The sequence below is a fragment of the Salinibacterium sp. CAN_S4 genome (genome assembly GCF_015752305.1).
Taxonomy (GTDB): Bacteria; Actinomycetota; Actinomycetes; order Actinomycetales; family Microbacteriaceae; genus Rhodoglobus.
Genome location: NZ_JADOVB010000002.1, coordinates 180,670 through 206,291, shown reverse-complemented (window position 1 = coordinate 206,291; position 25,622 = coordinate 180,670). Strand labels below are relative to the sequence as shown.

Annotated in this window: 10 protein-coding genes; 6 read left to right on the top strand and 4 right to left on the bottom strand. The window is 67.4% G+C overall.

Annotation, left to right across the window (positions count from 1 at the left end; genetic code table 11):
* Positions 1 to 110: 110 nt before the first annotated feature.
* The 3 genes from IWX81_RS07320 (at position 111) to IWX81_RS07310 (ending at position 2,493) form a co-directional block, all read left to right on the top strand.
* Positions 111 to 287 carry a hypothetical protein gene (locus IWX81_RS07320; RefSeq protein ID WP_199280667.1) on the top strand — a complete coding sequence of 59 codons (177 nt, stop codon included), beginning with the start codon at positions 111 to 113 and terminating at the stop codon, positions 285 to 287.
* A 32-nt stretch (positions 288 to 319) separates the two neighbouring features.
* On the top strand, positions 320 to 871 hold the full coding sequence (gene pyrE, locus IWX81_RS07315; protein ID WP_199280666.1) for an orotate phosphoribosyltransferase: 552 nt from the start codon (positions 320 to 322) through the stop codon (positions 869 to 871).
* A gap of 437 nt (positions 872 to 1,308) precedes the next feature.
* Entirely contained in the window at positions 1,309 to 2,493 is a 1,185-nt protein-coding gene (locus IWX81_RS07310; RefSeq protein WP_199280665.1) for a septum formation family protein, read from the top strand.
* Positions 2,494 to 2,507: 14 nt separating this feature from the next.
* Here IWX81_RS07310 and IWX81_RS07305 read toward each other — a convergent pair whose 3' ends face one another.
* The 4 genes from IWX81_RS07305 to IWX81_RS07290 form a co-directional block, all read right to left on the bottom strand.
* Positions 2,508 to 3,308 carry an HAD-IIA family hydrolase gene (locus IWX81_RS07305; RefSeq protein ID WP_199280664.1) on the bottom strand — a complete coding sequence of 267 codons (801 nt, stop codon included), beginning with the start codon at positions 3,306 to 3,308 and terminating at the stop codon, positions 2,508 to 2,510.
* Positions 3,309 to 3,370: 62 nt separating this feature from the next.
* Complete coding sequence (locus IWX81_RS07300; RefSeq protein WP_199280663.1) at positions 3,371 to 4,231, bottom strand: DNA-methyltransferase; 861 nt, start codon at positions 4,229 to 4,231, stop codon at positions 3,371 to 3,373.
* Positions 4,232 to 4,276: 45 nt separating this feature from the next.
* Positions 4,277 to 5,620 carry an HNH endonuclease signature motif containing protein gene (locus tag IWX81_RS07295; RefSeq protein WP_199280662.1) on the bottom strand — a complete coding sequence of 448 codons (1,344 nt, stop codon included), beginning with the start codon at positions 5,618 to 5,620 and terminating at the stop codon, positions 4,277 to 4,279.
* A gap of 102 nt (positions 5,621 to 5,722) precedes the next feature.
* A complete protein-coding gene (locus IWX81_RS07290; RefSeq protein ID WP_199280661.1) occupies positions 5,723 to 6,121 on the bottom strand; it encodes a DUF3253 domain-containing protein in 399 nt (132 codons plus the stop codon).
* A 78-nt stretch (positions 6,122 to 6,199) separates the two neighbouring features.
* On the opposite strand from IWX81_RS07290, the gene IWX81_RS07285 reads away from it, so the two are divergent.
* From IWX81_RS07285 to IWX81_RS07275, 3 genes are all read left to right on the top strand, one after another.
* Positions 6,200 to 6,844 carry a TrmH family RNA methyltransferase gene (locus IWX81_RS07285; RefSeq protein WP_199280660.1) on the top strand — a complete coding sequence of 215 codons (645 nt, stop codon included), beginning with the start codon at positions 6,200 to 6,202 and terminating at the stop codon, positions 6,842 to 6,844.
* Positions 6,845 to 6,973: 129 nt separating this feature from the next.
* On the top strand, positions 6,974 to 25,123 hold the full coding sequence (locus tag IWX81_RS07280) for a DUF7507 domain-containing protein (protein ID WP_199280659.1): 18,150 nt from the start codon (positions 6,974 to 6,976) through the stop codon (positions 25,121 to 25,123).
* Positions 25,120 to 25,608, top strand: coding sequence for a hypothetical protein (locus IWX81_RS07275; protein ID WP_199280658.1), 489 nt, complete (start codon positions 25,120 to 25,122; stop codon positions 25,606 to 25,608). Before IWX81_RS07280 ends, IWX81_RS07275 begins: the two co-directional genes overlap by 4 nt.
* Positions 25,609 to 25,622 lie beyond the last annotated feature (14 nt).

Sequence of the window (25,622 nt, the reverse complement as noted above, 5' to 3'; positions counted from 1 at the left end):
TACTGCTTGGGGACGGTGGCGGATGCCGAATGATATGTGCCCGAACCACGCCCGTGACTCCCCCTAACTGGGCCGTGACAGCGGTGTGTGCGCGGCCATACGGTGGGGACGTGTCAGAGCGCGTTGATCCCGAGGGGTACGAATACCCGGAGGATGATCCCCGGGGGGATGACGCGGCATCCGTCACCCGCAGGGAGATCAGGCGGGCCGTGATCATCACCGTCGTCGCGCTTCTCGCGATCATCGTCTCGAGTATCTTGTTCGTGTTGGCGGACGTCGCCGGGTGAACTGCGGATGATCACTCGGTAGTGTGGGCATTGTGACCGACGCGCGGCAGAAACTCATCGACTACATCTCGGCCGACGCCGTGTTCCATGGTGACTTCACCCTCACCAGCGGCAAGAAAGCGACGTACTACGTCGACCTCCGTCGGGTCAGTCTCGACCACAGGGTCGCTCCGCTTATCGGCCAGGTCATGCTCGACCTCATCGCCGACGTCGCCGACGTGCGCGCCGTAGGAGGAATGACGATGGGAGCCGATCCCGTCGCGGCCGCGATCATGCACCAGGGTGCAGCGCGAGGTCTCTCTTACGATGCTTTCGTCGTGCGCAAGGAGCCGAAGGACCACGGCCGTGGGAAACAAGTCGAGGGTCCGGACCTCGCTGGCCAGCGCGTGATCGTCCTGGAAGACACCTCGACGACCGGCGGTTCTCCGCTGGCCGCCGTCGAGGCGTTGCTGAAGGTGGGCGCGGAGATCGCGGCTGTCGCTGTCGTCGTCGACCGTGACACCGGCGCTCGCGAACGCATCGAAGCTGCAGGCTATCCGTACCTCGCCGCTATCGGATTGGCGGACCTGGGTCTGGCCCCATGACAGCCGGTCGAGGGCCAGGCGGTCGAGAGCCGAACGATCCGCCATCCGGTAGTCGGCGGTCACGTCGTCGGGCGGCGGCGAGTGATGAGCCTGTCCCCGATGGCACAGGAATCGATGGCGCAGGAATCGATGGCGCAGGAAACGATGGCGCAGGAAACGACGGCGCGGGAAACCAGGCTGCCGGAGGGTTTCGCTGGAACCTGACCCCGGGGGGAACTGATGAGGGGCGGCGTGCCGCGGGGCCCGACACTTCTGGCGTATCTACACCGGCGCCTACGAATTCACCCTCGGACACATCCACACCGACAGAGCCCACGGCTCCTGCCGCGCCCGTGGACGACTGGGATGTGCCCACGGCCGCTTCGCCGATCATCGCGCGATCGGTTTTCCCGCTTGGGCCTCCGTCAGGGCCCCCCGCACTTCTGCCTCCGCCCTATGTGCCGCCGCCTGCGGCACTCGAGGCACCCACTGCCGCACCCGGATTCGCCGCAGCCGGGTTCCTCGCACCACTCGATTCCGCGCTGGAGGGAGCGACGGAGGTGCTGGGCGCCCACCCCGTCGGGCTTCCCGATCCCGTGAATGAGGGGCCGGAGACATCCGCCATCGATGCGCTGTTCGGCGAGTCGAAGTTCGTGGACTACGACGCTGCGCCCGCGGTCGCACCGCCTCCCTATGTAGCACCGCCTCCCTATGTTGCACCGCCTCCCTATGTTGCACCGTCTCCGTACCTCGCACCGCCGGCGTACGGTGCTCCACTGCCGCCCGCCACCACAGCGCTGCCTGCGACGAGAGCATTCCCCCCGGCGGCCACGTTGCCTCCCACGATGGCATTGCCTCCCACGATCGCGTTGCCTTCCACGACCACGCATCCCACGACGACGCCTCCCGGCTCACTGCCGCCGATGTCTTCCCTCCCGTTCGACACTCTGCCGCCGCTCCCGGCATCGGCGATGGCGCTCTACGAAGCGCCTCGCGCTGGCGGACTGGTAGCTGGCGGACTGGTACCTGGCGGGCCGGTGTCCGGCGGTCCGGGATCGGGCGCCGCACGGTCGATGCCCCGGCCGCAGAAGATCCTGCTCTGGGTTGCCGGCGCGCTCGTGGCGTGTCTCGCCATGGTCGCCCTCTTCCTGCTCGGGATGCGCCTCGGCCAGGGCTCGCCGGCCCCCGAGGTTGCGGCAGTTCCCACCTCCACGCCCAGCGCAGCGGCACCAGCTGAGCCGGTCACGACCGTCGGGCCCGTCGCTCCGGGCGACTATTCCTGGGACGAGCTTCTCGGCGGTGAATGTCTCACGTTCTACGAATCACCGTGGCAGGACACCTATACGGTCGTCGATTGCGCTGGCCCCCACACCGGCCAGCTGCTGTCTAGGGCGACGCTTCCCGATGCTGCCGGTGCAGCGTATCCGGCACCGGCCGACCTGCAGTCGACGGTCACCAACGCGTGTTCGGCGACGACGGTCCTGGATTACGCGGCGGCCGGAGCCGTGGACGACATCCAACTCGAGGCCAGTTACCCGGCAACCGCGGAACAGTGGGATGCCGGTGAACGCACGACGTACTGCTTCGTCACTCGCGCGGGTGGGGGAGACCTGACAGGATCACTCGCCCTCCCGGCGGCCTGACGGAGTCGCGCCGGCTAATCCAGTTCGGATTCCACAGGTTCGCTCGAGAGTAGGTCTGCAACGCTGCCCAGGATCTCGTCGGGCCGGAACGGGTACTTGTCGATCTCGGCCTGGTCACTGATGCCGGTGAGCACGAGGATCGTGTGGAGCCCGGCCTCGATGCCGGCGATGATGTCTGTGTCCATGCGGTCACCGATCATTCCGGTGTTCTCGCTGTGGGCACCGATCTTGTTCATTGCGGAACGGAACATCATCGGATTGGGCTTGCCCACCACGTAGGGCTCCTTGCCCGTGGCCTTCGTGATGAGGGCGGCGACGGCGCCGGTAGCGGGGAGGGGTCCGTCAGCGCTCGGGCCCGTGGCATCCGGGTTCGTCACAATGAATCTCGAACCCGCACCGATGAGCCTGATGGCCTTGGTGATGGCATCGAAGGAGTAGTTGCGCGTCTCACCGATGACCACATAGTCGGGGTCACTCTCTGTCATGATGAAGCCGGCCTCGTGCAGCGCCGTCGTGATGCCCGCTTCGCCGATGACGAAGGCGCTGCCGCCGGGCATTTGCGATTGCAGGAAGTCGGCGGTCGCGAGCGCAGAAGTCCAGAGGTATTCCTCGGGGACATGCAGGCCGGATGCCTTCAATCGGGCGCTCAGGTCTCGCGGGGTGAAGATCGAGTTGTTCGTGAGCACGAGGTAGGGCTTGCCCTCGTCCCGCCACTGCTGGAGCAGCTCAGCGGCACCCGGAACCGGATGGTTTTCGTGGACAAGAACGCCGTCCATGTCGGTGAGCCAGCATTCGATGTCTCCGCGGTCTCTCATGCGGCCATCGTACTCGGGCGACTTAACCGGCCGGAGTCGGTGCCTGCGCCGAGGTTGGCGCTTTAGGAGAAGGTGGCTCGCTCGCCGAGCCGTCGGCGCATGACACCGATCGCGTCGGGGTTCTCATCGACCAGCACGAATCGGCGATCGAGCTGCCCGGCAACAGCACCGGTGGTGCCGCTGCCCGCGAAGAAGTCGAGCACCCAGTCCCCAGGGGCACTCGACGCCTGGATGATGCGCCGGATGATCCCCTCCGGCTTTTGCGTCGCGTAGCCGGTCTTCTCCTTGCCTGTCGGCGAGACGATCGTGTGCCACCAGACGTCGGTGGGGAGTTTTCCGCGCGCAGCCTTCTCCGGGGTGACGAGGCCGGGTGCCATGTACGGTTCCCTGTCGACGGCGACATTGTCGAAGAAGTACGTTGCGGGATTCTTCACGTAGACGAGGATCGTGTCGTGTTTCGACGGCCACTTTCTGGTGGCGCGTGCTCCGTAGTCGTAGGCCCAGATGATCTCATTGAGGAAGCTCTCGCGGCCGAACAGGGCGTCGAGGATCACTTTGGCGTAGTGGGATTCGCGGAAGTCGAGGTGCAGGTACAGGGTGCCGCGGTCATCCAGCAGTCGCCAGGCCTCGATGAGCCGTGGCTCGAGGAAGGCCCAGTAGTCGGCGAAGGTGTCGTCGTACTGGGTGAGGGTGCGTTTAATCGTCTCGTAGCTGCGCCCCTGGAATCCGGTGCGGGCGCCCTCGCTGCTGCGGGTGGTGGTGATGCCCTGGCGTCGTTGGGTGCGGCCGGTATTGAACGGCGGATCGAGGTAGATCAGCCTGAAGCTCTCATCCGGCAACGCGCAGATCACGGGGAGGTTGTCGCCGTGGATGACGCAGTTGGGCCCGTCGGCGCTCCAGGGTGTCGGGTGCGCAGGGTCCATGGTGCGAGATTAACATGCTGCGAGATTGACACGTGGGGACGGTCGTCAGGCCACGGCGGCGCCGATCGCGACTGCCTCGATCGCGGCATCCGCGATCTCGATTGCCGGGCTGGTGAGGTAGGTGCGCCCGAGCGGGGACGTCCACTGCAACACCCCACCATCGAGTTGCGCGACCGTCCATCGCGTGTGGTGCTTCACGTGGTGATGCCCCGGACACAGGTGTGCCAGATTGTCGTGATCTGTGGGACCGCGGGTGTGCCAGTCGACCGTATGGTCGAGGTCGCACCCGCCGGCGAGTCGGCCACAACCGGGGAAGCGGCAGGTCTCGTCTCGAACCCGGAGATACCGACGCAGATCGGCCGGAGCCGAATACCTGTCGCGACCGACCGAGAGCACCGCGCCCGTCTCGGGATGTGTCAGGATGCGCGTGAACCCCGGTGCCGTAGCGGCCAGCTCACGGGCAGTACGGGCGTCTATCGGGCCGAAGCCCTCGAGGGTCGCCGGCGCTGCATCGAGCCCGAGGAGCGCCAGAACGGGGACGGTGACCAGTACCGTCGCCCGGATGCCCCTGCCGATGCCGTGCCCGGCGTCTCGGGAAGCAATCTCGCCATCGACGAGCAGGTCGACGAACACATCTGCCATCAACTGGGTGTGCGTGCGAGGCTCGAGCCTGCTGTCGAGGCTTGAGGCGAGGTCACCCAGCCGGTTGTGGATCGCGACGGAGTGGGCGGCGGGAAGATAGGCACTGAGCCAGGCCATTTCATCGCGTGCGGGGGTGATCGAGACCGAACGATCGGCGACGCTCACGGTGTGGCGCGCCTCGATGGTTTCCGGATGCATCCGCTCTCGATGCTCCCGCGCCTTCCGGTCGAACCGAGCGACGGTGAGCGTCTGGGCGGCAGGCAACACGGCAGTTTCGAATGCCGCCAGGCTGCTTTCGGGCAGGCTCGCCGCGTGGTCGGCCATGGACTGCGCATGGCGGTAGCTGATCTGCCCCCTCTGGAGCGACTCGAGGGTGGCCGGCAGGCTCGCCGCGAGGATGTGGCTGTGGGCGACGAGAGTTTCTGCCGTGCGTTCCGGAAGCCGCAGCGCACACGCGAGTTCGGTGACGAGTTCGCGGTGAGCGACGGTTGCGGCATCCCACCCACCCGGCCGGTGCGAGAGGGGCCGAATTTCGTCGACGACCCTCGCGCTGAGTTCACCCAGGGTTCGGGCCTGGTCGATGAGGTGTGCACGATAGGCCGTAATGGAGGCGATCATGCCCTCGGCTGCAACGATGGAGTCGAGCAGTTCCGCCATCGTGTCCCGCAGGGCGACAGCGCCTGTGAAAGGCGCACCGGTAGAAGGCGCGCCGAGCGACGCGAAGCTCACTGCGCCAGGTGGTGTCATAGCTACATCAGACACCGTGCCACCGACATTCAGACCACCGATTCCAGCACGGGAAAAACCGGGGGAAAACCCTTTCGACCAGCACTTTGTGGAGGAGTAGCCCTACCGCGGTCGCCTCAACCGGATCGGCCCTTTCGCGGCGGATGGATCGACCACACTCCCGCCCTGCGTGATCTGCAGCTCCCCGCGGGCGACCATCCGCCGTGCGGCTCGCCGTGCCGGCTCCATGAGGTCGCGCCAACTTTCGCCGCCGATCGCTCTCGCGGCGTCTGAGGGGCAGATCGTGGCATCCTGGGCCCGCGTGCCGAGAAGGGTAACGATGGTCTCTTCGAGTCTCAGGTCGGTCGCATCGACGCCGTGTCGGCGGCAGGCATCAGAGCAGTACCTGACCGAGTCCCAGTCACGAGCCCACTTCGCGCGCCACTCGATGCGTCGGCCGCAGGAGGCGCAGGTCTTCTCGGCCCTCTCGGGTTCGGCGGGTTCGCGCTGGCGGTGGGCCATTCCTCCATTGTGCACGGCCAGCTGGAGCCCCGCTGGGCGACCACCCGCCGAGCAACGCACCCCCGGTAACCTCGACTCGTGAGCGACGCGACCGAACCCAACCCGAGCGTCGAGCTCAGCACCAACGGGGTCGGCCCGTGGCGGGGCGAACTCCCGACCGACGAACGCTTCGATCCCGAACTGCTGGAGCGCGGCGATTCCCGCAACGTGATCGACAAGTACCGCTACTGGACGATGGCCGCGATCGTCGCCGATCTCGACGAGCACAGGCACGAGTTCCATGTCGCGATCGAGAACTGGCAGCACGACATGAATATCGGCTCCATCGTGCGCAGCGCCAACGCCTTCGGAGCCGACACCGTGCACATCATCGGCCGACGACGGTGGAACAAGCGTGGCGCGATGGTGACTGATCGCTACCAGCACGTGCTGCATCATCCGGATGTCGCGACCTTCGTCGACTGGATGCGCGAGGCCGACATCCCGATCATCGCTATCGACAACGTGCCGGGCAGCGTGATCATCGAGACCTTCGACCTGCCGCGGCGCTGCGTGCTGCTGTTCGGCCAGGAAGGACCAGGGCTCAGCACCGAAGCGATTGCGTCGGCCGACGCCGTAGTCGAGATCAGCCAGTTCGGGTCGACGCGCAGCATGAACGCCTCGGCCGCTGCCGCTGTGACGATGCATTCGTGGGTTCTGCAGCACGTCTTCGCGGGAAAGTGACGCCGCCCCTGATGTGGGGTAAGGGAAATCGTCGCATTCCGCGATATTCTGCCCTACAGTATTTCCCACAGGGGTAGAACCATTGTGCGGCGCTAGCTGGGGAGCGGCGCGCGTAACTACGGGGGAATTGTGCAGGGCCAGCTCGTCGCAGAAGAGCCGCGTCAGCGGCGGTTTTTGCGTGTCATAGCGCTGCCGCTTGCCGCCATCATCGCCGTCGTCAGCCTCTCGCTCGTTCCGACCCAGCAGGCCGAGGCTGCCGTCGTGCAGTGGGGCACCAACTCGGGCACGACGCCGAACTACCAGGCCAATGTCAACGGTGATTTCGTGATGGTCGGCAACGGGGTTTTGGCGTGTGCAGGGGCTGTCGCGAATAACATCACAGGGGGGCCGGGAACCTGCGCCGACCTGCACAGCACCACGATCAGCCCCAACGCCAATAACGTCAACGACCTCTTCAACATGGTGAACGTGCTCGATGCGCCTGGCTTCACCACCAACTCGAGCCGCGCTACCATGACGATCCCGGCGGGAGCGACCGTGGTCAAGGCGTTTCTCAGCTGGAGCGCAAACACCGGCGCCTTTCTCAACGCGACCCAACCGCAGTGCGCGGCTGCCGGTTCGACTACCGCCTCGCGTCTTGCAACCGTGCCAGCCGGCAGCTACCTGAACCGTGCCATCGAACTCAAGGTGGGAACGGGCCCGATCACCTCCGTGGCGCCTGCCAGCGTGCTGGCCGACCCGACAACGCAGGCAACATCCCAGTACTACTCTGCCAGCGCCGATGTCACTGCGGCATTTGCCGGCGTCACCACAGGATCACCGATCACCCTGGCCGCCGGAAATATCTGGGCTCCCCAGGGGTCGGGTTGTTACGCGGGCTGGTCACTCGCTGTCGTGTACGACTACGGGACGTTCATTGTCGGCAACAACGATTCCAAGCCGCACAGCATCGTGTTCTACGAAGGCCACGTGCGCCAGGGCGCGGCAGATGTGCCGCTGACCGTGGCGTTCAACGGGTTCACGGCGGCGGAGACCGCGACGACCCGCATCGGCCTCACGCTGTTCGAAGGTGACAGGAACATTTCCGGCGACACCGCGCAGTATTCGAGAGGCGGCGCCACCGCGTATACCCAGATCCCCAACGCCAACGGGGCAAACGGCAATATCGGCGTCGGCCAGGCCTCCGGTTCTGTGCGGTATACCCAGTCGGGTACCGGATTCACCAACCAGAGCATCGACGTCACTACCCAGACGCTGCCCAACGTGACGGTCGGTGACACGACGGTCAACCTTCAGCTCGGTACGTCGGGCGACTCCTACCTTCTGCGCAACGCGATCCTGTCTGTTCCCATCCCGGGGCTTCAGATCGTCAAGACCTCCGCTGCCGGTCCCGACAGCCAGTCGAGGCTAGCGAACGAGGTCGCCCAGTTCTCGATCACCGTGACCAACACCGGGGTCGGAACCCTGCAGAACATCGTGGTGACGGATGACCAGTCGAATTGCGCCAGGACCCTCACCGGCGTGACCCTTGCCCCCCTTCAATCGTTCACGTACACATGTGTTGCCACTGCCGCGTCATCCTCGTCGTACGTGTCGACGGCGACGGCGAAGGGGAGCACCGTTGTCGGTGGTTACCAGGCCCAGGACTCCAACTCGACGACAGTGTTGCTCACCGCGATCGCGCTGACGAAGTCGAGTGCGCTGGCGGCCGGAGCCACGGGTCGCGCCGGTGACATCGTCAACTACACGTTCACGGCGACGAACACGGGCAGCTCCACGCTCACGGGGGTGACCATCACCGATCCTCTCGCCGGACTGTCTGCCCTGACCTACTCCTGGCCGGGAGTCGCAGGCACGCTCACGGCGGGCCAGTCGGTCACGGCCACCGCTGCATACGCCCTCAAGCAGTCGGATGTCGATGCCGGGAGCGTCTCGAACACGGCAGCCACGACCGGTACGGACGAGGATGCCGGCCCGCAGCCGACCGCGACCGCCAGCCGGGTGCAGACCATCGCCCCGACCCCGCTCATCGCGGTGACGAAGTCGGGTGCCTTCACGAGCGGCAGCACAGGCAGGGTCGGCGACCGCATCAACTACAGCTTCACCTTCACCAACACGGGAAACGTGACGCTCACGAACCTCGTGCTCAACGACCCGCTCACCGGGCTTTCTCCACCGGTCGTGGTCTACCCCGGAGCCACAGGCACCCTTCTTCCCGGTGCCACGGCGACCGCAACAGCGTTCTACATCATCAAACAGAGTGACGTCGATTCCGGTTCAGTGAAGAACACGGCGACAGTCACGGGCCGCACTCCGGCCGGAGCCACCACGAGCGGCTCCTCACCCCAGTCTTCGATCAACACCGTGGCCTCGGCGGCCACCCTCACGACGCAGAAGTCGGGGGCGTACACGACCGGCTCCGGCGCGGTCGGCAGCATCATCACCTTCACGATCCGCTCCACGAACACCGGAAACGTCACGCTCACCGGTGTCTCCATCGCCGATTCTCTCGTCGGTCTGAGCGCCCTCACCTACTCGTGGCCCGGCACCGCCGGCGCGCTCGCTCCCGGCCAGGTCGTCACCGCCACGGGCACCTATACGGTGACGCAGACGGATGTGGATGCCGGTACCGTCAGGAACACCGCGACCACGACAGCGACCAGCCCGACCGGAGCGGTGCTGACCGTGCCCTCGACACAGGCGATCGTCCCGACCAACGTCGCGGCTCCGGCCGTCACGCTGCTGAAGTCCGGAGCCCTTGCCGCCGGCTCGACCGGCAGGGCCGGTGACACGGTCAACTACTCGTTCCGCCTGACGAACTCCGGCAACGTGACCCTCACGGGCGCGACCATCACCGACCCACTCCCCGGGCTGTCGGCACTCACCTACGTCTGGCCCGGCGCCGTGGGTACTCTCGCTCCCGGACAGTTCGTGACAGCGACCGCCACGTACACACTCAGGCAGTCAGACGTCGATGCAGGGTCGGTCGCCAACATCGCGAGTGCTTCGGCGAAGCCACCGACCGGTGCCAACGTCACCCAGTCGAGGTCGGCGACCGTCCCCGTCGCGCCGAACGGCACGCTGACCGTCCTGAAGACCGGCTCGGCTCCCAGCGGCACCGGTGGAGTCGGCAGCGTCATCACCTACTCCTTCTCGGCGACGAACAACGGCAACGTGACCCTCACCCAGGTGGCGATCTCCGATCCGCTCCCCGGTCTCTCGAGCCTGACCTACACCTGGCCCGGAGTGGCAGGAACGCTCGCGCCCGGCCAGACCGTCAATGCCACAGCCACATACACGATTAGGCAGTCGGACGTGGATGCCGGACAGGTCACCAACGTCGCAACGGGATCGGGCCGCACCCCGGCCGGCGCGACAGTCTCAGCTTCATCGCCGACCACCCGCGTCAACACCCAGGCGGCGAGCCCGTCGACCACGACGGTCAAATCATCGACCGTCTCGGGAACGCGGTCCGTCGGTGACGTGATCAACTACACCTTCCGCACCACCAACACCGGGAATGTGACACTAACCGGTGTTGCGATAGCCGATCCACTTCCCGGTTTGTCTGTGCTGACCTACTCCTGGCCGGGAATCGCGGGCACCCTCGCCCCGGGCCAGGTCGTCACCGCGACAGCGAGCTACACGGTCAGGCAGTCCGACGTGAACGCGGGATCCGTCACGAACACCGCGAGCTCCACGGCGAGCTACGGCGCCATCGCGGTGCCGGGCACCTCGAACACTCTCGTCACAACGCTGGTCGCACCCGCCCCCAACCTGGTCGCCACCAAGTCCGGCGCGCTGGCCAGCGGAGCGACCGGTCGCGCCGGCGACACCGTCAACTGGACGATCACGCTGCGCAACTCGGGCAACGTCACCCTCACGGGCGTCTCGGCGACCGACAACCTGCCCGGCATCTCGGCGGTGACCTACGGCACCTGGCCGAGCGGCACCACCGGCACCCTGCAGCCGGGGCAGACCGTCACCGCGACCGCCACCTACGTGCTGAAGCAGACGGATGTCGACTCCGGCGCCGTGAGCAATACCGTCACCGGCAAGGGAACACCGAGCAATCCCGGGGCCACCGAGCTGACCCGTACGAGCCCCGCGACAGTCAGCCTGGCATCGGCGCCCGGACTCACCCTGGCGAAATCCGGCTCGTATTCGACGGGAAGCGGAGCCGTCGGCAGCGTCATCACCTACACCTTCACCGCGGTCAACGCCGGAAACGTCACGCTCACCGGTGTCAGCATCGCTGACCCGCTGCCGGGCCTGTCGACCCTGGGGTACGTCTGGCCGGGAACGCCCAACCAGCTCGCACCCCAGCAGTCGGTCACCGCGACGGCGACCTACACCGTGAGGCAGAGCGACGTCGACTCCGGCTCAGTGCGGAACACGGCCATCGCGCGCGGCACGCCGCCTACCGGCGCCGAGATCACCGCGCCGTCTGCCCAGGTCACCACGCCCACACAGGCTGCGGCTCCCGCCATCACCACCTCCAAGCGAGTGACGTCGGGCGCCGCCAGCGCCGTGGGTGGCGTCGTCAGGTACGAATTCACCGCCACCAACACGGGTAACGTCACGCTCACGGGCGTGGCGATCAGCGATCCGAAGCCCGGGCTGTCGGCGCTCACCTATATCTGGCCCGGGGTCTCCGGCGCCCTCGCGCCGGGACAGTCCGTGACGGCCACTGCCACATATACCGTGACCCAGGCCGACCAGAACGCCGGATCCATCACCAACACTTCGAGTGCGAGCGGCACCGGCGGCGGCCGCACGGTGACCGCATCATCGGCCACGGTCACGACACCGACCGCGGCGTCGCGGCCGGCCATCCAGGTCACCAAATCGTCTAACCCCACGTCAGCGACGCAGGCCGGTGAGGTCGTGGCGTACACCTTCCTGCTGCGCAACACCGGCAACGTGACGCTGACGAATGTCAGCGCAACCGACCCGCTGCCTGGACTCGGCGCGATCACCTTCAGCAACTGGCAGAGCGGCACGCCGGGCACCCTGCAGCCAGGGCAGACGGCCACGGCAAGCGCGAGCTACACGATCAGGCAGTCGGACGTGGATGCCGGCTCCGTCGCCAACACCGCGACGGCAACGGGAACCCCGCCCGCGGGGGCGGCCGTGACTGGCACGGGCAGCGCGACGGTGACCCTGCCGGCAACCCCGAATATCACTGTCGTCAAGACCGGCTCCGTCACGACCGGAGACGGCACAGCGGGCAGCGTCATCACGTGGGGATTCACGATCCGCAACACCGGAAACGTGACACTCACCTCGGTCGTTCTCACCGACTCTCTCGTCGGCCTCGGCGTGCCGTCCCTCACGTGGGACAGCGGCACGGCGGGAACACTCCGCCCCGGCCAGGCCGCGACCGGTACCGCGACGTACACCGTGAAGCAGTCGGACGTGGATTCCGGTTCCGTGAAGAACACCGCGACCGTCACAGGCCGTTCACCCGCCGGCGCGATAGCGACGGCATCATCCGGCGAGATCGTCGTGCCGACCGCAGCAGCGACGCGGTCCATCTCGCTCACCAAGACGGCGACTCCGTCCACCGGACTCCAGCTCGGAAACGTCGTCGCCTACAGGTTCGTCCTCACCAACACGGGTAACCAGACACTCAGCGGCCTGAGCGTGACCGACCCGAAGCCGGGCCTGTCTGCTCTTTCCTACGTCTGGCCGGGAGCAACCGGGGTTCTCGCGCCGGGCCAATCCGCGACGGCGACAGCGACGTACACCGTCAGGCAGTCGGACGTGGATGCCGGGTCGACCACGAACACGGCGACCGCCGCGGGCACAGCACCCGGAAATATTCCGGTGAGCACGTCGTCCCCGACCGTCACCGCGACGACCGTTGCCGCAGCTCCGCAGCTGTCGCTCGATAAGTCGGGCGCGCTGGCCAATGGTTCTACCGGTCGCGCTGGTGACACCGCGAACTTCACGTTCACTCTGCGCAACACCGGAAATGTCACGGTATCGGCCGTCTCCATCACCGACCCCCTTCCCGGGCTCTCCGCCGTCACGTACCCCGTCGGCTTCTCAGGATCCCTTGCCCCGGGCCAGTCCATCGTCGCGACGGCGCAGCACACGCTCACGCAGGCCGACGTAGACTCGGGCTCGCTGAGCAACACGGCGAGCGCGAACGGCACACCGGCACGGGGAACCCTCGCTGCCGTCACCGACTCCAACACCATCCCGATCACGTCAGGTCCCGCGCTGACTCTGGGTAAGACCGGGGCGTACACGACCGGCTCCGGCGCTGTCGGCAGCGTCATCACGTACACCTTCACCGCGCGCAACACGGGCAACGTCTCGCTCGCGGGAGTGACGGTCACCGACCCGAAGCTCGGCGCTGCGTCACCGATTGCCGTCGGGTCCCTCGCCCCGAACCAGTCTGCTGTCGTGACGGGCACGTATACCGTCACGCAGGCGGACGTGAACTCGGGCACCGTCAACAACACCGCCACCGCGACCGGCACCGCCCAGAACGGCGCGACCCCGACGGCGACGTCACCGACGGTACGCATCGCTACAGTCGCTGCTGCGCCTTCCCTGGACACGCTCAAGAGCGGCGCGTACACCACGGGAACCGGTGCTGTGGGCAGTGTCATCACCTACACCCTGAGCACCCGTAACGCCGGAAACGTCACGCTGACCGGTGTCACGATCGCCGACTCTTTGCCGGGCATCTCGCCGGTGAGCTACGGTGCCTGGCCCGGCGGGGTCACGGGAACCCTGCAGCCGGGCGCGACCATCACCGGTACCGCGACCTACACCCTCACCCAGGCGGATGTCGATCGCGGCACCGTTGCGAACATCGCGACCGGATCGGGGCTGCCACCTACCGGCCCCGCCGTCACCGACGACTCAGCAAATGTCGTCACCGCTGCTGTCGCGGCGGCACCCCGGCTCACGGTCACGAAGTCGGGCGTTCTGTCGGCAAACGCCTCCACCATCTCGTGGACCGTCAGCGTGCTCAACGACGGCAACCTGACCATCAGTGGCATCACCCTGAACGACCCACTGCTCGGCGGCCCGCTCACTCTCAGCACGACCACTCTGGCGCCGGGTCAGACAGCTACGGCCACAGCCACCTATGCCGTCACCCAGTCCGACCTCGACGCCGGCTCCGTCGCGAACGCCGCGACCGCCAAGGGCACACCGGCGCGAGGCGCTGAGGTCACGGGAACCGGTTCGGGTACCGTGCCGATCACAGCGACGCCCGCCATCTCGGTCACGAAGGCGGGCTCGTACACCACGGGCAGCGGTGCCGTCGGCAGCGTCATCACCTACACCTACACTGCCGTCAACGACGGCAACGTCACCCTGAGGAACGTCGTCGTCAGTGACGCGCACGCCGGACTCAGTGCACTGCAGTACACCTGGGCCGGCGCCACCGGCACGCTCGCTCCCGGGCTGTCCGTGACCGCGACGGCCACGTACACGGTCGTGCAGTCCGATGTGAACGCCGGTCGGGTGCTCGACACCGCCACGGTCAGCGGCCTGCCGCCCCAGGGTGCTGCCGTGAACGGCACGTCGAACACGGTGACGGTGCTGACGGATGCCGCGAGCCCGAGCATCCTGACTGCCAAGGTGGCACAGCCGGGGTCACGTAACGTCGGCGACCTGATCACCTACGAGATCACCCTCACCAACAACGGGAACGTGACCCTCACCGCGGTGAGCGCGAGCGACCCGAAGCCCGGGCTCTCGACGCTGCGCTACGGAACCTGGCCGGCGGCCACCGACACTCTGCAGCCCGGCCAGAGCGTCACGGCTACGGCGACGTACCGCATCACCCAGCAGGATGTGGATGCCGGCAGCACCCAGAACACGGCGACGGGAACCGGCACACCGCCCACCGGTCCGGCCGTCACCACGGCCGCAACGGTCACCACGCCGACGGCGACAGCGGCTCCCGCTCTCATGGTGACGAAGACCGGTGCGCTCTCCGCCGGTGAGACGAACGCCGCTGGCGAGCAGCTCACGTTCTCCTTCATCGTGCGCAATACCGGCAACGTCACCCTCAGCGGTGTGCAACTCAATGACCAGCTCAGCGGGCTCTCGGCGATCACCTACGTCTTCCCCGGCGCCCAGGGAACCCTCGCACCGGGGCAGACGGCAACGGCGACGGCGACGTACCTGCTCACGCAGGCAGACGTGGATTTCGGTTCCGTCGTGAACACCGCTACGGCTAGCGGTACGGCGCCCGGCGCACAGTCGTACACCTCGCCCGTAGCTTCCGACACCGTCGTCGTACCACCGGCGCCCAGGCTTGAGGTGACGAAGCAGGGTGCGCTCGCGATCCCCGACCAGGCAGAGCTCGGCAATGTCATCAACTTCAGTGTCACAGTGCGCAACAGCGGCAATGTCACGGTGTTCGGCCTTGCGCTGGGCGACAGCATTGCGGGATTGACCCTGACGCCGGCGACCATCGCCTCGCTTGCTCCCGGTGCGACGGCGACGGCAACGGCCCAGTACACGATCACCTCAGAGGACCTCACCAACGGGGTGGTGCTGAACATCGCAACCGCCACGGGAACCTCTCCCGGCGGGGCAACGGTGACCGGCACCTCTCCGGAGGTTCGAATCGCTACCGGTGCTGCGCGGGCACAGCTCGAGCTCCTGAAGCAGGCCGCATACACAACGGGAACCGGTGCGGTCGGCAGCGTCATCACGTACACGTTCACCGTCACCAACACGGGGAACCAGCCGATCACGAACGTCGTCGTGAACGACCCGCTCCTGATCCCGTCGACCATTTCGGTGGAGCCTGACACGCTGCCACCGGGCGAGCAGCGTGTCGTGACAGCGACCTACCCCGTCACCCAGGCGGATGTCGATTTGGGCACCGTCGACAACACCGCCGTGGCAGCGGGCACCGGGCCGTCACCTGAATTCCTCGATGTCACGAGTACACCGTCCTCGGTGAGCACCCCCACGGCCGCCGCCAGCCCCTCGGTCTCGATCACCGACGATGGTGTGCTCGCGGCAACGGGACCTGGCGGTTCCCCCCGGGTTGGCGACATCGTCACGTGGACCTATGTCCTCACCAACACCGGCAACGTGACCCTCTCGACGGTGACGATCACTGACGCCCTCGGCGTCGGACCGCTGGCATACGTGTGGCCGGGAGCACCGGGCAGCCTCGCGCCAGGGGCATCGGTCACCGCCACGTCGACGTACGCCATCACGCAGGCCGACATCGATGCAGGATCGGTGCTGAGCATCGCCACCGGTACCGGAACACCGCCAGGTGCTGCCGCCCCGATCTCTGCGACCGACCCTGCAACGGTGCCCCTTGCGGAGCAGGGCTCGCTGGCGATCACGAAGTCGGCGAGTAAGACCAGCGACCTCGTCGCAGGCGAGTCGGTGACGTTCACGTTCGTCATCACCAACACCGGCAACGTGACCATTGACGGCATCACCGTCAATGATCGCCTGCCGGGTATCAGCACTCCCACGTTCCCGACGCTCGTCAACCGCACTCTCGCCCCGGGGGCCTCGGCCACGGGAACAGCGACCTACACCGTCACCCAGGCCGACGTCGACAACGGCGGACTCGTCAACACGGCCACCGTGACCGGCACCACGCCGGGCGACGCGGTGCAGCAGGGCTCCGCCGCCGTCACGCTGACGACCCGCGCTGCGGCTCCGGCCCTGACGGTCGTCAAGACGGCGGATAAGCTCGAGAACCTCGTTATCGGGGACACGATCAACTACGGCTTCGTCGTCACGAACACCGGAAACGTGACCCTGGACTCGGTCGCCCTCACGGATTCGCTCGTCGGGCTCAGCTCGCCGGTCATCCGGTTCCCGGGCGCCACCGGGGTGCTCGTCCCCGGCGAGGTGGCGACTGCCACGGCCCGCTACACCGTCACCCAGACAGATATAGACAGCGGATCGGTCGTCAATACGGCCGCCGCTACAGCCGTGGACCCCAACGGCACCACGGCCACGGCCCCCGACTCGACCGTCACCGCGACTGCTGCAACGGCCGCCCCGAATCTGAGCCTGGTCAAGCAGGGTGCGCTCGCGGCGGGAAGCTCCAGCGTCGCGGGCGATACCGTCAACTACGACTTCACCATCCGCAACACCGGCAACGTGACGATCTCGGGCATCACCCTCACCGACCCCCTTCTCGGCGGTACGGTGACCGTGACGTGGCCGGGCGCCGACGGTGTGCTGTCGCCGGGCTCCACGGCGACCGCTCGTAGCAGCTACGTGCTGACACAGGCCGATGTGGATGCCGGTTCGGTAGCCAACACGGCGACCACCGCGGGAACCCCAGCGCGTGGCACGCTCCCGACCCCGGGCAGCCCCGAGTACGCGGCGCAGGCGAGTGCCACAGTCCCGATCACACCGGGTGCAGGGCTCTCCATCCTCAAGGAAGGCCTGCTGGCGCCCGGGGCGACCGGTGCCGTCGGCGACGTCATCCTGTACACCCTCTCCGCCACGAACACCGGAAACGTCACCCTCACCCAGGGCACCCTGATCGACGTGAAGGACGGCGTCTACGATGTCGTCTACCCGTGGGCGATCGGCGACACCGAGCGCAGGCTCAACCCGGGGCAGACGCTCGTCGGCACCGCGAAGTACCGGATCACCCAGGCCGACGTGGATGCCGGAATCACGACGAATACGGCCCGTGCCGCGGCGCAGACCCCGCAGGGCATCACCATTCCGGCGACCTCCAACACGGTCATCCTCAACACTGTGCAGGCCGTTCCCGCGCTGACCATTGTGAAGACCGGAACTCCGGAGCTCCGCGCCGTCGGCGAGTCGATCATCTACACCTTCACCGTCACCAACTCCGGCAATGTCACAGTCACCAACGTGACGGTCAGTGACCCGTTGATCCCGCAGGCCAGCATCACGTTCATCAACGTGACCGACCCCGCCGCACCCGTCTCACTCGTACCGGGCGGATCGGTGCAGGCGCAGGCGACGTACGTCGTGACGCAGGATGACGTGAACCGCGGTGCCGTGCTCAACACGGCGACGACCTCGGGCACCCCGATCCGAGGACCCACAACGGTCACCGACGACTCGCCCGAAAGCGTCGTCAGCACGGTCGCGGCCGTCACCACGGCCAGTGCGACCGACAGCGGAGTGCTCGCGGTCGGATCGACCGGCCGCGCCGGTGACACCGTGACCTGGAGCTACTCCTTCACGAATACCGGCAACGTCACCCTCACGGGCGTGACCCTCGCAGAGTCGCTCCCGGGAGTGACGATCGGCAACTACCAGTGGGGCTCGGCGACGGGCATCCTGCAGCCGGGCGAGACCGTCACCGCGACCGGCACCTACCTGCTGACCCAGGCCGACGTGAACGCTGGCGCCGTGTCGAGCATCATCACCGGAACCGGCACCACGCCCCAGGGTGGAACCGTGACCGCCTCGGCCCCCGCCACAGTGTCGATCGCTCCCACCGCATCGCTGGTCATGACCAAGACCGACAACCTTGCACCGGGTCAGCGCATCTCGGTGGGTGATGAGATCACCTACGGCTTCTCGTTCGTCAACACGGGCAACGTGACGATCTCCCGCATCGTCGGTCAGGACAACCTGCCGGGGCTCAGGGGCGTCGTCTTCACCTGGCCCGGTGCTGTTCGCGTGCTCGAACCCGGCCAGACCGGCACGGCGGTCGGCTTCTACACCGTGACGCAGGCCGACATCGACCGCGGTGGAGTGACGAACACCGCTTCGGTCTCCGGCGTTACGCCCGCCAACGAACCCGTGAGGTCGAACGATTCGAGTGTGACGAGCACCGCGGTCGCGAGCGCTCCGGCCCTGACGATCAGCAAGACCGATTCGCTCGACGGCACCGGTGCCGTGGGCGACTCCATCGACTACACGATCGTCGTCTCGAATCCGGGCAACGTCACCGTCACCGGCGTCAGCATCGCCGATGCGCTCCCGGGCCTGTCTGCCCTTCGATACGTGTGGCCGGGTGCTGTCGGAGAGCTCGCGCCTGGGCAGCAGGTCACGGCCAGCGCCACCTACACGATCATTCAGTCGGATGTGGATGCCGGCTCCGTCGAGAACACGGCGACCGCCTCCGGCGCGACGACCCTCGGAGCACCGGTCGATGCCGGCGCTGCGTCGACGAGCACGCCGACCGAGACCCGTGACGGGTCGTTCAGCGTTTCCAAGTCCGGGGTGCTCGAAGCCGGAGCAACGGGAACACCCGGCGATCTCGCGGAGTTCACGCTGACGATCACGAACGACGGCAACGTGACGCTCGCAAATGTGCGCTTCACCGACACGCTCGTCGGCCTCTCCGCACTCGCATACACGTGGCCCGGTGCCGCGGGTGTGCTGCTTCCGGGCGAGACCGTGACGGCAACCGCTGCCTATCCCCTCACCCAGGTCGATATCGACGCCGGATTCGTCGCGAACACGACGACAGGGTTCGTCACTCCCGCCAATGGCACGGAGACCAGCAAGGATGCGACAGCCACCGTGCCCGTGCCGCGTTCGGCCTCGCTGTCGGCTGTGAAGACCGGCGTGCTGCGGGCGGGCGGCATCGGCCAGCTCGGCGACATCATCGACTACGCGGTAACCGTGACGAACACCGGCAACGTGACAGTCACGCAGGGAAGGCTCACCGACCCGCTTCCCGGCATCTCCGATCCCGTCATCGGCTGGCCGGACCCCGCCCTGCCCGGTGTGCTTCCTCCCGGCGCCTCCGTGACGGGCACCGCCGCCTACGCGCTGACCCAGGCGGACATCGACCGCGGTTTCCGTGATAACACGGCAGATGTCGCAGCCCTGGGCGCCGACGGAACACAGGTCACGGCGACTACCAACACCGTCATCATCGACACGGTGAGCCCGGTGCCCGGCCTGACCGTCACCAAGACATCGTCACGCACCAACGCGACCACGATCGACTACACGTTCAGTGTCGAGAACACCGGAAACGTCACGATGACCGGCGTCGCGATCAACGACCAGCTGCCGCGCCTCGGAGCCCTCACCTACTCCTGGCCGACGGCAGCAGGAGTCATCGCGCCCGGTCAGGTCGCGACGGCCACCGCGAGTTACACGATCGACCAGGCCGACATCGATGCCGGTGCCGTGACCAACGTCGCGAATGCTTCGGGCACGACCCCGCGCCTCCAGGATTACATCGGACCGGATGCCGTCAACACCCAGCCGACGGACCAGAGTGCTCCGAGCATCCTCGTCACCAAGACGGCCACGCTTCCGGCTGGCGCCGAGGGCGTTGCCGGCGAGATCGTCACCTTCGAATACACGCTCATCAATACCGGAAACGTGACACTGACGAGCGTCGAGCTGCTCGACCGGCTGGCCGGCACGTCGGCTCCGGTCTACTCCTGGCCGGGCACGCCGTTCACGCTTGCGCCGGGCCAGTCCGTCACGGCGATCTCCACCCACGCGCTGACCCAGGATGAGGTCAACGCCGGAGGCGTGTCGAGCGCGGTCGACGGCTCGGGCCTCCCGCCGCGGGGTGCCGTTGTTACCGGCAGCGCGACCGCGGGCGTCATCGTCGCCGCGGTGCCCGACATGGTCGTCACGAAGTCGGGCGTCTCGACGGGCAGCGGCGAGGCCGGCAGCTCCATCGACTACTCATTCACGATCACCAACAGCGGCAACGTGACCCTGACGCTCGTCGACCTCATCGACGCGCTGCTCGGGGCCAGCCAGCCCGTGATCGTCTGGCCGCGGGTCGCCGAGCCGGGCATCCTGCAGCCGGGCGAGACCGCGACGGCGACGGCGACCTACACGGTCACCCAGCAGAACGTGGATGACGGGACCGTCACCAACATTGCGACCGCCACCGGTAAGCCGCCAGTGGGAGACACGATTTCGGTCAGTTCGCCCGCCGCCGTCACCACCGTTGCGACGGCAGAGCCCTCGCTGGCCACGGTGAAAGCCGGCGCGCTCGCGACCGGCGCCACTGGCGCGGTCGGCGACATCGTCGAGTACACCTTCACGATCACCAACGACGGCAACGTCACCATCTCGGGGATCTCCCTCAGCGACCCGCTGCCGGGGCTGTCGGTGCCCGTGGTGAGGTGGCCAGGAGCGGTCGGCGTGCTCGCGCCGGGCCAGGTCGCGACCGCCACCGCCACCTATGCACTCACGCAAAGCGACGGCAACGCCGGTTCCGTCGTCAACGCCGCCCAGTCCGCGGGATCCGCGCCGAGGGGCGGCGCGGTCACCAGTGACTCGAACCCGGTGACGGTCGCCACCGCGGCTGCGGCTCCGGCATTCGCCGTCACGAAGACCGGCACCCTCGCCGCGGGCAGCACGGGCACGGTCGGCGATCTGGTCACCTTCTCGCTCAGCGTGACCAACGGCGGCAACCAGACCCTGACGAACGTGAGCCTCGCCGACAGCCTGCCGGGCATCACGGCGCTCACCTACTCCTGGCCGACCGCAGTGGCCGGGCAGCTCCAGCCGGGTGAGGTCGTGACGGCGACCGCGACGTACGCCCTCACGCAGTCCGACATCGACGCGGGTTCCGTGGTCAACACCGCCATCGGCACGGCCGACTCCCCTGCGGGAGCCGTGCCCGTCCAGCCCGAGCACCAGGCGACGGCAACCGTAGTGGTGCCGAGGTCGGCATCGCTCGCGGCGGTGAAGACCGGTGTATTGCGGCCCGGTGCGATCGGTGAGGTCGGTGACATCATCGACTACGCCGTCACTGTGACGAACACGGGCAACGTGACAGTGACGCAGGGTCGCCTCATCGACCCGTTGCCGGGCATCTCCGACCCGGTGATCGGCTGGCCGGACCCGGCCCAGCCCGGCGTACTGCCTCCCGGCGCGTCTGTCACAGGTACAGCCTCATACGCCCTGACGCAGGCCGATGTCGACCGTGGTTTCCGCGATAATACGGCGAGGGTCGCAGCGCGCGGTCCGGACGACCTCCCCGTCACCGCCACGACCAACACCGTCATCATCACGACCGTGGCCGCCGTGCCCGAACTCACCATCAGCAAGTCCGGCGCGGTCGCTGACGATGGTGCCCTCGGCGACACGGTGAACTACACCTTCATCGTGCGCAATACCGGAAACGTCACCATGACCGACGTCACAGTTGCCGACGCGCTTCCGCGACTCTCGAGCGTGAGCTACGGAGCCTGGCCCGACCCGGCGAACCCCGGCGTGCTCGCTCCCGGCCAGCAGGTCGTCGCGACGGCCGACTACCTGCTGCTCCAGGCCGACATCGACACAGGATCCGTGACGAACTCCGCGACGGCCACCGGCACGCCGCCCAACGGCGCAGACCCGCTGACCTTCGATTCCAACGCGAACGTGGTCCAGACGGTCATCGCGAATCCTCTCGTCACGATCACCAACCGTGGAGAACTCGCGCCCGGAGCCACCGGCAGGGCCGGCGACGTGGTCACGTGGACCTATGTCTTCACGAACGGTGGAAACGTCAGTCTCAGCGGCGTTCAGCTGACGGATGCCGTGGCCGGAGTCGGGGCGCCCTCCTACGTATGGCTGGGCACCCCCGGCATCCTGCAGCCCGGCGAGTCGGTCACGGCGACAGCGACCTACACTCTCACCCAGGACGACGTCGACTCCGGGTCGGTGTCGAGCCTCGTGACGGGCGTGGGACAGGTACCTGCGGGTGGAGCGCCCGCGACGGCCAGCGCGCCCGCGACTGTGCCCATCACGGCGAATCCCGCCCTCACGCTCGCCAAGACCCAGGCGCTCGCCGCCGCCGGTCAGAACGGGGTGGGCGACACCGTCGAGTACGGCTTCGAGATCGTCAACACGGGCACCGTGACCATGACCGGCGTGACCATCGACGACGCCCTGGTGGGGGTCTCGACGCTCGACTACACCTGGCCCGGCGCCGACGGTGTGCTGCGCCCGGGAGAGACGGCGACGGCAACCGCGACCTACCAGCTCACCCAGGAAGACGTCGACAACGGATCGGTCGACAACCGGGCGACCGTCACCGGCACACCGCCGACCGGTACGGCGCAGACCGTCACCTCGAACACCGTCACCACCGCGACCGAGGCGCAGGCCCCATCCATCACCACCCTGAAGTCCGGGGCGTACAGCAGCGGATCGGGCGCCGTCGGATCGGTCATCCGGTACACCTTCGAGATCACCAACACCGGCAATGTGACGCTCAACCTCGTCGCCCTGCGCGAATCGCTCGCCGGCGTCTCGCGCCCGGTCATCACCTTCCCGTCGACTACGGGGCTCCTGGCGCCGGGGGATGTCGCCATCGGCACGGCGACGTACACCGTCACCCAGGCTGCCGTCGACCGCGGATCTGTGAACAACCAGGCGAACTCGGTCGGAAGCTCGCCCCTCGGCGTCGTCGTGAACGGACCGTCGAATACCGTGACGACGGCCACAGCAGTCGCGGCGCCCGGCATCACCACCACACACACGGCGACTCTCGCCCCCGGAGCTCCCGGCGTGCTCGGGGACAGGGTCGACTACAGCTTCGTCATCCAGAACACCGGCAACCAGACTCTCGACGGCGTCGCCCTCTCGAATACCCTCACCGACCTCTCTGGATTCGTGTACACATGGCCGGCGACGGCAGGCACCCTTCTGCCGGGCGCGAGCGTCACGGTGACGGCGAGCCGCCTCGTCACGCAGGCCGATGTCGACGCCGGACAGATCCTGAACGTCGCCACCGGGCGCGGGGACAGCCCGAGCGATGTGGTCGTGACTGATGACTCGACCCAGACGATCGTCCCGCTGCAGGCGGCCACGGCCGAACTCTCCATCGCCAAAGCCGGAACGCCTGAGGGTGGAGCAGTCGGCGCGACCGTGACCTACACCTTCACCGTCACGAACTCCGGTCCGATCAGGGTCACGGATGTGGCTGTCTCCGATCCGAAGCTCGGAACCGCACCCATCACGTATGGCGCGTGGCCTGGAGTCACGGGAACCCTCGCTCCGGGTGAACAGGTCGACGCGACGGCCAGCTACACGATCACCCAGGCCGATGTCGACGCCGGAGCCGTGCAGAACACGGCCTCGGTCTCGGGCAACAGCGCTCGCGGAGGAGTCGTGGCCGCGGCGTCCAACGCCACCATCGTCCCGACGAACGATGCCGACCCGATCATCAGCCTCACGAAGACCCAGCCGCTCGCTGTCGGATCCACCGGCGTCGCGGGCGACATCGTCGAGTTCTCCTACACGGTGACCAACATCGGCAACGTGACGCTCGACGCCGTCTCGATCGCCGATCCGCAGCCCGGCCTCGGCTCGCTGAGCTACGTGTGGCCGAACCCCGCACTTCCCGGCGTGCTGCTGCCCGGCCAGTCGGCCACGGCCACCGTGACCTATCCGCTGACGCAGGGTGACGTGGATGCCGGGGGCATCGCCTCCACGGCCGTCGCGAGCGGATCCAGCGAGACCACCACTGTCACGTCATTGTTCGACGGCGCGACTCCCGTGGTCGCGTCGCCCGGCCTCAGCATCGTCAAGAGCCACACCGTCGAGACCGTGCTGCAGCAGGGCGCCGGCATCCTGTATCGCATCGTCGTCACCAACACCGGCAACGTGACCCTCTCGGGCGTGACGATCGACGACCCCAAGCCGGGACTCACGGCGCTCGCGGTCACCTGGCCCGGTATCGCCGGAACACTCGCTCCCGGTGAGACGGCCGTCGCCACAGCGCGCTACGTGGTGACCCAGGACGACGTCGACGCCGGCACGATAGCCAACACGGCGACGGTGAATGGATCGGGTCCGGCAGACCAGCCCGTCACCGCAGAGGCGACGCACGACGTACCGGTTCCGAGCACGCAAACCATCGACCTCGACATGGACATCACTCTGGCTCCCGGCCAGACCGGCGTCGTGGGTGACACCCTGATTTTCCGGCACATCGCGACCAACACCGGCACCGTCACCCTGCGTGGCGTCACCATCTCCGACCTGTACCCGGGCCTGAGCGATCTCGAGTACACCTGGCCTGGCGAGCCGGGCGTGCTCCTGCCGGGGCAGTCGGTCGTCGCCATCGGCACGGTCACGGTCACTCCCGGGATGGTGGGCACCATCGTGTCCTCCACGGCGACCGTCACAGGGCAGTCGCTCACGACCGGTGTGACTGTCGATGCGGTTGCCGCGGCATCCATCAGGCTTCCCACGCCCGCCGTCCCGAGCGTTCCGGGTATTCCCGGGCTGCCCAATACGGGGGCGGCTCCGCTCATTCCCAGTGGCTACGCTGCGCTTCTCATCATCGCCGGACTACTGTTGACGGTCGGCTCCCGCCGCAGAAGCTCCATCCGAAAGGTCACCCCATGACGCGCGCCAGTCTCATCGCCACCTCGGCGGCCATCGCCATCGCCATCGCCCTGACCGGATGCACGGACAACGCTTCGCCGACTCCCACGCCCACGCCTACCGCGAGTGCCGACCCGACCCCCGGCATCACCGACATCATCGATACCCCTGGCTCCGGCGAAGGCCTCGAGGGAGCCCTGTCGGATTCCGAGGTCACGACCTGCGAGCTCGCGGACGGATCCTGGACCGTCGATGGCACGCTCACGAACTCGAGTGCGGTTGCCGCGAACTACCGCCTGTATGTCTCACTCCTGGCCGGCGATGGCGACACCAGGGCACTCACCCAGGTGAACGTCGACGGAGTCGAGCCCACCCAGTCCAGCCCGTGGTCGACCCAGATCGCCGTCAGCGATGCCGACCTCAGCTGCGTGCTGCGGGTCGAGCGCTACCCGGCCGTCGCACCCGAGCCCGAACCCACCGAGACCGGCGACGACACCGAGGGCTAGTCACCGCCGCCCCG

Bases quoted from the DNA above. Each gene is read 5' to 3' on its own strand.
- IWX81_RS07305 (WP_199280664.1), bottom strand. From the start codon at position 3,308: ATGAGAGACCGCGGAGACATCGAATGCTGGCTCACCGACATGGACGGC.
- IWX81_RS07300 (WP_199280663.1), bottom strand. From the start codon at position 4,231: ATGGACCCTGCGCACCCGACACCCTGGAGCGCCGACGGGCCCAACTGC.
- IWX81_RS07295 (WP_199280662.1), bottom strand. From the start codon at position 5,620: ATGACACCACCTGGCGCAGTGAGCTTCGCGTCGCTCGGCGCGCCTTCT.
- IWX81_RS07290 (WP_199280661.1), bottom strand. From the start codon at position 6,121: ATGGCCCACCGCCAGCGCGAACCCGCCGAACCCGAGAGGGCCGAGAAG.
- IWX81_RS07275 (WP_199280658.1), top strand. From the start codon at position 25,120: ATGACGCGCGCCAGTCTCATCGCCACCTCGGCGGCCATCGCCATCGCC.